Origin of the sequence: Minwuia sp., assembly GCF_048263705.1 — a bacterium.
GTDB lineage: Bacteria > Pseudomonadota > Alphaproteobacteria > Minwuiales > Minwuiaceae > Minwuia.
Genome location: NZ_JBLXDV010000028.1, coordinates 1 through 6047 on the forward strand (window position 1 = coordinate 1; position 6047 = coordinate 6047).

General features: G+C 61.7%; 14 protein-coding genes. All 14 read left to right on the forward strand.

All coding sequences use genetic code 11. The features are described from left to right. Nucleotides 1-51: 51 nt before the first annotated feature. On the forward strand, nucleotides 52-360 hold the full coding sequence (locus tag ACN0X7_RS20155) for a 50S ribosomal protein L23 (protein WP_115417104.1): 309 nt from the start codon (nucleotides 52-54) through the stop codon (nucleotides 358-360). Nucleotides 361-374: 14 nt separating this feature from the next. Continuing rightward, a complete protein-coding gene (rplB, locus tag ACN0X7_RS20160; RefSeq protein ID WP_115417103.1) occupies nucleotides 375-1211 on the forward strand; it encodes a 50S ribosomal protein L2 in 837 nt (278 codons plus the stop codon). 6 nt (nucleotides 1212-1217) lie between these two features. After that, nucleotides 1218-1493, forward strand: a complete 276-nt coding sequence (rpsS, locus tag ACN0X7_RS20165) for a 30S ribosomal protein S19 (protein WP_050599053.1) — start codon at nucleotides 1218-1220, stop codon at nucleotides 1491-1493. After that, complete coding sequence (gene rplV / locus ACN0X7_RS20170; protein WP_067690121.1) at nucleotides 1493-1870, forward strand: 50S ribosomal protein L22; 378 nt, start codon at nucleotides 1493-1495, stop codon at nucleotides 1868-1870. The genes rpsS and rplV overlap by 1 nt, the downstream gene beginning before the upstream one ends. 1 nt (nucleotide 1871) lies before the next feature. Beyond that, nucleotides 1872-2567: a 30S ribosomal protein S3 gene (gene rpsC, locus ACN0X7_RS20175; RefSeq protein ID WP_115417102.1), complete on the forward strand. Its 696-nt coding sequence runs from the start codon at nucleotides 1872-1874 to the stop codon at nucleotides 2565-2567. Between the two features lie 21 nt (nucleotides 2568-2588). Further along, complete coding sequence (gene rplP, locus ACN0X7_RS20180) at nucleotides 2589-3023, forward strand: 50S ribosomal protein L16 (protein WP_115417101.1); 435 nt, start codon at nucleotides 2589-2591, stop codon at nucleotides 3021-3023. Then, nucleotides 3023-3232, forward strand: coding sequence for a 50S ribosomal protein L29 (rpmC, locus tag ACN0X7_RS20185; RefSeq protein ID WP_115417933.1), 210 nt, complete (start codon nucleotides 3023-3025; stop codon nucleotides 3230-3232). Before rplP ends, rpmC begins: the two co-directional genes overlap by 1 nt. A gap of 10 nt (nucleotides 3233-3242) precedes the next feature. Further along, a complete protein-coding gene (gene rpsQ / locus ACN0X7_RS20190; protein WP_067690112.1) occupies nucleotides 3243-3533 on the forward strand; it encodes a 30S ribosomal protein S17 in 291 nt (96 codons plus the stop codon). Between the two features lie 65 nt (nucleotides 3534-3598). Continuing rightward, the gene (gene rplN, locus ACN0X7_RS20195) at nucleotides 3599-3967 is read left to right on the forward strand and encodes a 50S ribosomal protein L14 (protein WP_067464754.1); all 369 of its coding nucleotides are present in this window, start codon (nucleotides 3599-3601) and stop codon (nucleotides 3965-3967) included. Further along, nucleotides 3967-4287: a 50S ribosomal protein L24 gene (gene rplX / locus ACN0X7_RS20200; protein WP_115417100.1), complete on the forward strand. Its 321-nt coding sequence runs from the start codon at nucleotides 3967-3969 to the stop codon at nucleotides 4285-4287. The genes rplN and rplX overlap by 1 nt, the downstream gene beginning before the upstream one ends. After that, nucleotides 4280-4858: a 50S ribosomal protein L5 gene (rplE, locus tag ACN0X7_RS20205; RefSeq protein WP_115417099.1), complete on the forward strand. Its 579-nt coding sequence runs from the start codon at nucleotides 4280-4282 to the stop codon at nucleotides 4856-4858. Before rplX ends, rplE begins: the two co-directional genes overlap by 8 nt. Before the next feature lie 26 nt (nucleotides 4859-4884). Beyond that, nucleotides 4885-5190 carry a 30S ribosomal protein S14 gene (rpsN, locus tag ACN0X7_RS20210; RefSeq protein ID WP_067690105.1) on the forward strand — a complete coding sequence of 102 codons (306 nt, stop codon included), beginning with the start codon at nucleotides 4885-4887 and terminating at the stop codon, nucleotides 5188-5190. A gap of 11 nt (nucleotides 5191-5201) precedes the next feature. Further along, on the forward strand, nucleotides 5202-5597 hold the full coding sequence (gene rpsH / locus ACN0X7_RS20215) for a 30S ribosomal protein S8 (protein ID WP_067464745.1): 396 nt from the start codon (nucleotides 5202-5204) through the stop codon (nucleotides 5595-5597). Next, nucleotides 5597-6047: 50S ribosomal protein L6 (gene rplF, locus ACN0X7_RS20220; RefSeq protein ID WP_417520261.1), on the forward strand; the 451-nt coding region annotated here is incomplete at its 3' end. The genes rpsH and rplF, both read left to right, overlap by 1 nt.

Sequence of the window (6047 nt, forward strand, 5' to 3'; positions counted from 1 at the left end):
ACACGCTGGTTCTCACCAAGGACGCGGTCGAAAAGCTGGAGGCCCGTTTCAATGGCTAAGAAGCAGGAAGTGGAAGCGCGTCACTACGACGTCGTGCTCGCACCGCACATCACCGAGAAGGCCACGCTGGCGTCGGAACACAACGCCGTCGTCTTCAAGGTCGCCAACGATGCCACCAAGCCGCAGATCAAGGAAGCGGTCGAGGCGATCTTCGGCGTCAATGTGACGGGCGTGAACACCATCGTGACGAAGGGCAAGACCAAGCGCTGGAAGGGCAAGCCCTACAAGCGCGTGGACATGAAGAAGGCCATCGTCACCCTGAAGGACGGCGATTCCATCGACGTCACCAGCGGTATCTGAGGGGCTAGAGAGTAATGGCACTCAAGAACTACAAACCAACGAGCCCGGGCCGTCGCGGCCTGATCCTCGTCGACAAGTCGGGCCTCTACAAGGGCAAGCCGGTCAAGTCGCTCGTCGAAGGCAAGCGCAAGACCGGTGGCCGTAACAACAAGGGCCACGTCACTTCGCGCGGCATGGCCGGCGGCCACAAGCAGAAGTACCGCTATGTCGACTTCAAGCGTCGCAAGTGGGACGTCGAAGGCACCGTCGAGCGCCTGGAATACGACCCGAACCGCACCGCGTTCATCGCGCTGGTGAAGTACGACGACGGCGAACTGGCCTATATCCTTGCTCCGCAGCGTCTGGCTGTCGGCGACAAGGTCATCGCTGCCGAGAAGGCCGACACCAAGCCCGGCAACGCCATGTTGCTTGGCCAGATGCCGGTCGGAACGATCTGCCACAATGTGGAAATGAAGCCGGGCAAGGGCGGCCAGATCGCCCGCGCCGCAGGTTCCTACGTCCAGCTGGTCGGTCGCGATCGCGGCATGGTCATCGTCAGGCTCAATTCAGGTGAGCAGCGTTATCTGCGTGCGGACTGCATGGGCACCGTCGGTGCCGTGTCGAACCCGGACAACCAGAACCAGAACCTGGGCAAGGCCGGTCGTCGCCGCTGGATGGGTATCAAGCCGCTGACCCGCGGTGTCGCCAAGAACCCGGTCGACCACCCGCATGGTGGTGGTGAAGGCCGTACCAGTGGTGGCCGTCATCCGGTCACTCCGTGGGGTAAGCCGACCAAGGGCGCCCGTACCCGCAAGAACAAGCAGACGGACAAGTTCATCATCCGTTCGCGCCACGCGAAGAAGAAGAGGTAATCCGACATGGCTCGTTCCGTCTGGAAAGGTCCGTTCGTCGAGCTCAGCCTTCTGAAGAAGGCCGAGACCGCTCAGGACGCTGGTGGCTCCAAGCCGATCAAGACCTGGTCGCGCCGTTCCACCATCCTGCCGCAGTTCGTTGGTCTGACGTTCAACGTCTACAACGGTCACAAGTTCATCCCGGTCTCCGTTTCGGAAGAGATGGTCGGCCACAAGCTCGGTGAATTCGCGCCCACGCGCACCTTCCCGGGCCATGCTGCCGACAAGAAGGGTAAGCGCTGATGAGCAAGCAGAAAGCACCCCGTCGCGTAGCCGACAACGAGGCGCTCGCCGTCGGAACCACGATCCGTGGTTCGGCGCAGAAGCTCAACCTCGTGGCCGAGCTGATCCGCGGCAAGAAGGCCGAAGAGGCGCTCAACATCCTCGCTTTCTCGAAGAAGGCGATGGCCAAGGACGCCACGAAGGTTCTCGCATCGGCGATCGCCAATGCGGAAAACAACCACAACCTCGATGTCGACGCGCTGGTCGTTGCCGAGGCTTCGGTGGGCAAGTCGATTACCATGAAGCGGTTTCACACCCGTGGTCGCGGCAAGTCGACGCGCATCCTGAAGCCGTTCAGCCGCCTTCGCATCGTCGTCCGCGAGCAGGAAGAGGCGTAAGATGGGCCAGAAGAGCAATCCGATCGGTCTGCGCCTGCAGATCAACCGTACCTGGGACAGCCGCTGGTACGCCGAAGGGCGTGACTATGCCAAGCTGCTCAGCGAAGACATCGAAATCCGCAAGCACATCGTCGAGAACCTGCCGCAGGCAGCGATCTCGAAGGTTGTGATCGAGCGCCCGGCCAAGCTGTGCCGCATTTCGATCTACGCGGCCCGTCCCGGTGTGATCATCGGCAAGAAGGGCGCGGACATCGAAAAGCTGCGCGCCAAGCTGTCGAAGATGACCGAAAGCGAAGTGAAGCTGAATATCGTCGAAATCCGCAAGCCGGAAATCGACGCCAAGCTCGTCGCCCAGGGTATCGCCGACCAGTTGATCCGCCGCGTTGCATTCCGCCGCGCGATGAAGCGCGCCGTGCAATCGGCCCTCCGCCTTGGCGCGGAAGGCATCAAGATTGTCTGCGGCGGCCGTCTCGGCGGTGCGGAAATCGCCCGCGTGGAATGGTATCGCGAAGGCCGCGTGCCGTTGCACACGCTGCGCGCCAATGTCGACTATGCGGAAGCCGAAGCGCTGACCGCCTACGGGATCATCGGCATCAAGTGCTGGATCTTCAAGGGTGAGATTATGGCGCATGACCCGACCGCCCAGGATCGCCTCATGATGGAAGCCCAGACCTCGGGCGTCCGTCCGGCGCGCTGATTGCAGGATTAGGAAAGAACCATGCTGCAACCGAAGAAAACCAAGTACCGCAAGGCCTTCAAGGGCAAGATCAAGGGCGACGCCAAGGGCGGAACCACCTTGAACTTCGGCTCCTATGGCCTGAAGGCGCTGGAGCCCGAGCGGATCACCGCGCGCCAGATCGAAGCTGCGCGTCGTGCGATCACCCGCCACATCAAGCGTCAGGGTCGCCTTTGGATCCGCGTCTTCCCCGATGTGCCGGTGTCCAAGAAGCCTGCCGAAGTCCGTCAGGGTAAGGGCAAGGGTTCGGTCGAATACTGGGCCGCCCGCGTGAAGCCGGGCCGCATCCTGTTCGAACTCGACGGCGTAGCCGGTCCGCTTGCTGCCGAGGCATTCGAGCGTGCGGCGATGAAACTGCCGATCAAGACCAAAGTCGTTGCCCGCCTGGGCGACACCTCGCACCTGGGAGGCGAATGATGGCCAAGATTGAAGACCTGCGCCAGAAGTCGGACGACCAGCTGGCCGAAGAGCTGACCACGCTGAAGCGCGAGCAGTTCAACCTCCGCTTCCAGGCGGCCACGAACCAGCTCGAGGCTCCGGCCCGCATTCGCGAAGTGCGTCGCACGATCGCCAAGATCAAGACGCTGCAGACCGAACGCGCGACCAGCGCCGAAGCCAAGGCTTAAGGAGTAGACCATGCCCAAGCGTATTCTGATCGGGACCGTCACCTCCGACAAGACCGACAAAACCGTTACCGTGCTCGTCGAGCGCAAGGTGAAGCATCCCCTCTACGGGAAGATCATTCGCCGTTCGAAGAAATACCATGCCCATGACGAAAAGAACGAGTTCACGCTCGGTGATGTCGTGCGTATCGAAGAAACCAAGCCGATCTCCAAGACCAAGACCTGGCAGGTGATCGACCGCGTTACCGCAGGCGGCACGCAGGCTGTCGAGGCCGACCTCGAAGTCGAAGCCGCAGGTAACTGAAGGCAATTAGACGTAGGAACTGCCGGGCATCGGTCCCGGCAAGCCATTGAGAAGGAACCGGATCGATGATCCAGATGCAATCCAATCTCGACGTCGCGGACAACAGCGGCGCCAAGCGCGTCCAGTGCATCAAAGTACTGGGCGGCTCGAAGCGCCGGACTGCCTCCGTGGGCGACGTGATCGTGGTTTCCGTCAAGGAAGCCCAGCCGCGCACCAAGGTGAAGAAGGGCGATGTCCATCGCGCTGTCATCGTACGCACGAAGAAGGATGTTCGCCGCCCCGATGGCAGCGTGATCCGCTTCGACAGCAACGCCGCGGTGCTCGTGAACAAGAGCGAAGAGCCGATCGGCACCCGTATCTTCGGCCCCGTTGTGCGCGAACTGCGCGGTCGTGGCTTCATGAAGATCATCTCGCTTGCTCCGGAGGTGCTGTAATGGCCGCCGCTAAGATCAAGAAGGGTGACAGCGTCGTCGTCCTGTCCGGCAAGGACAAGGGCAAGACCGGCACCGTCGCGAAGGTCATGCCGAAGGACGGCAAGATCGTCGTCGAAGGCGTCAACATCGCTGCCCGTCACCGCAAGCCGACCCAGCAGAACCCGCAGGGTGGTATCGACCGCTTCGAGGCGCCGATGGCCATCAGCAAGGTTGCTCTGGCAGATCCGAAGGATGGCAAGCCCACTCGCGTCCGTTTCGAAGAGAAGGACGGCAAGAAGGTGCGCGTCGCCGTGAAGTCCGGGGAGACCATCGATGGCTGATTATACCCCTCGCATGAAGCAGCGCTATGACGAGCAGATCGTCAAGGCGATGACCGAGAAGTTCGGCTACAAGAACGCTCTCGAAGTTCCGAAGCTGGAAAAGGTGACGCTCAACATGGGCGTCGGCGAAGCCAGCCAGGACAAGAAGAAGGTTCAGACGGCCGCCGAGGAAATGGCTCTGATCGCCGGCCAGAAGCCGGTTATCACCAAGGCCAAGAAGTCGATCGCGCAGTTCAAACTGCGTGAAGGCATGCCGATCGGTTGCAAGGTCACCCTGCGCCGCGAGCGCATGTACGAGTTCATGGATCGTCTCGTGACCGTGGCCATGCCGCGCATCCGCGACTTCCGTGGCCTCAATCCGAAGTCGTTCGACGGCCGTGGCAACTACGCCATGGGCCTGAAGGAACAGATCATCTTTCCCGAGATCAGCTACGACCAGATCGACAAGGTCCGCGGGATGGACATCATCGTAACCACGACGGCGAAGACCGACGAAGAGGCGCGCGAACTGCTCCGCCTGTTCGGTTTCCCGTTCCCGGCTGAAGAGTCGGAAGAGAAGGAGGCGGCGTGAGCCGCTAATAGAGGAACTTAAGTCCAATGGCGAAACTGAGTTCGATCAACAAGAACGAGCGTCGCAAGAAGCTCGTCAAGCAGTATGCGGACAAGTACGCGAAGCTGAAGGCTATCGCGAACGACGAAAGCCTCGACGAGAGCGAGCGTCTTATCGCGCGCCTCAAGATGGCGGAACTGCCGCGCAATGCGAACCCGACCCGGGTGCGCAACCGCTGCTCCACCACCGGCCGCCCCCGCGGCTACTACCGCAAGTTCGGCCTCAACCGCATCGAACTGCGCGACCTCGGCAACAAGGGCCTGATCCCAGGCCTGACCAAGTCGAGCTGGTGAGGTAAAGACAGATGGCTATGACCGATCCCCTGGGTGATATGCTCACCCGCATCCGCAACGGCCAGCGCGCGAAGAAGGACAGCGTCCTTTCGCCCGCCAGCAAGCTGCGTGCGAACGTCCTAGAAGTGCTCCAGCGCGAAGGCTACATCCGTGGCTACAGCGAAGACGCTTCGGCCAAGCACGCACAGCTGCGGATCGAACTGAAGTATTTCGAGGGCGAACCTGCGATCAAGCACGTTGCCCGCGTCTCCAAGCCGGGCCGCCGCGTCTATTCGGGTTCGAAAGAACTTCCGATCGTGCGCAACGGCCTTGGCATCACCATCGTCTCGACGCCCAAGGGTGTGCTTTCGGATGCCGAAGCCCGCACCGAGAACGTCGGCGGCGAAGTGCTGGCGGAGGTGTTCTGATGAGTCGCATCGGCAAGAAGCCGGTGGCGATCCCGAGCGGGGTCACCGCCAATATCGAAGGCGACACGCTCAGTGTTAAGGGCCCCAAGGGCACCCTGACCATGGGCCTGTCGGACCTGATCGAGTACAAGCTCGAAGACGGCGAGATTTCGATCACACCGGCCAATGACACGCGCGCTGCCCGCAACCACTGGGGCATGCAGCGCACGCTGGTGTCGAACCTGGTTGCAGGTGTCACCGAAGGCTTCACCAAGGTCCTCGAGATCACCGGTGTGGGTTACCGTGCGCAGGCGCAGGGCAAGAAGCTCAAGCTTCAGCTCGGCTCTTCGCCCGACGTCGACCTCGACGTGCCCGAGGGTCTCGAAGTGAAGACTCCGGATCAGACCACGGTCGAGATCAGCGGGATCGACAAGCAGGCCGGGGGCCAGGTTGCGGCGGGCGTTCGCAAGG

Excerpts from the sequence above, each read along its gene's own strand:
- ACN0X7_RS20155 (WP_115417104.1), top strand. The coding sequence starts at position 52 with ATGGCTAAGAAGCAGGAAGTGGAAGCGCGTCACTACGACGTCGTGCTC.
- rplB (WP_115417103.1), top strand. The coding sequence starts at position 375 with ATGGCACTCAAGAACTACAAACCAACGAGCCCGGGCCGTCGCGGCCTG.
- rpsS (WP_050599053.1), top strand. The coding sequence starts at position 1,218 with ATGGCTCGTTCCGTCTGGAAAGGTCCGTTCGTCGAGCTCAGCCTTCTG.
- rplV (WP_067690121.1), top strand. The coding sequence starts at position 1,493 with ATGAGCAAGCAGAAAGCACCCCGTCGCGTAGCCGACAACGAGGCGCTC.
- rpsC (WP_115417102.1), top strand. The coding sequence starts at position 1,872 with ATGGGCCAGAAGAGCAATCCGATCGGTCTGCGCCTGCAGATCAACCGT.
- rplP (WP_115417101.1), top strand. The coding sequence starts at position 2,589 with ATGCTGCAACCGAAGAAAACCAAGTACCGCAAGGCCTTCAAGGGCAAG.
- rpmC (WP_115417933.1), top strand. The coding sequence starts at position 3,023 with ATGGCCAAGATTGAAGACCTGCGCCAGAAGTCGGACGACCAGCTGGCC.
- rpsQ (WP_067690112.1), top strand. The coding sequence starts at position 3,243 with ATGCCCAAGCGTATTCTGATCGGGACCGTCACCTCCGACAAGACCGAC.
- rplN (WP_067464754.1), top strand. The coding sequence starts at position 3,599 with ATGATCCAGATGCAATCCAATCTCGACGTCGCGGACAACAGCGGCGCC.
- rplX (WP_115417100.1), top strand. The coding sequence starts at position 3,967 with ATGGCCGCCGCTAAGATCAAGAAGGGTGACAGCGTCGTCGTCCTGTCC.
- rplE (WP_115417099.1), top strand. The coding sequence starts at position 4,280 with ATGGCTGATTATACCCCTCGCATGAAGCAGCGCTATGACGAGCAGATC.
- rpsN (WP_067690105.1), top strand. The coding sequence starts at position 4,885 with ATGGCGAAACTGAGTTCGATCAACAAGAACGAGCGTCGCAAGAAGCTC.
- rpsH (WP_067464745.1), top strand. The coding sequence starts at position 5,202 with ATGGCTATGACCGATCCCCTGGGTGATATGCTCACCCGCATCCGCAAC.